Annotated in this window: 1 protein-coding gene; it reads left to right on the top strand. The window is 46.3% G+C overall.

Going from position 1 to position 436, the window contains the following annotated elements; translation table 11 throughout:
• On the top strand, positions 1-436 hold a 436-nt coding region (locus KH400_RS29715; RefSeq protein WP_217228037.1), incomplete at both ends, for a hypothetical protein.

Below are 436 nucleotides of genomic sequence, written 5' to 3'. Positions count from 1 at the left end.
AAGAAGAGGGAGGAAAAGGAGGGAAAAAGAGAAGGGAAGAAAGAGAAAGAGGGGAGAGGAGGAGAAAAAAGGAAGGAGGAGGAAAAAGAAGGGGAAGGGGAAAAAGGAAAAAAAGAAAAAAAAGGAGAAGGGGAGAGAAAAGGAAGAAAAGAGAAAAAAGAAAAAGGAAAGGGAAAAAAAGGAGAAAAGGGAAGAAGAGAAGGAAAAGGGAAAGAAGAGGAGAAAGGAGAAGAGGGGAAAGGAAAAAGGGGGGGAGGGAAGGAAAGAAAAAGGGAAGGAAAAGGAAAAAGAGGGGGGGGAGAGGAGGAAGGGGGGAGGGAGGGAGAGGGGGAGGAAGAGAGGGGGAAAGGAAAAAGAGAAAAGAAAAGAAGAGAAGGAGAAAAAAGGGAAAAAAGGGGGGAGAAGGAGAGGAGGAAAGGAGGGAAGGAGGAGGGGA

This window comes from Desertibacillus haloalkaliphilus, from assembly GCF_019039105.1.
Lineage (GTDB): Bacteria > Bacillota > Bacilli > Bacillales > KJ1-10-99 > Desertibacillus > Desertibacillus haloalkaliphilus.
Note: the sequence above shows the minus strand (reverse complement) of the source record. Positions and strands in the feature narration are given on the sequence as shown.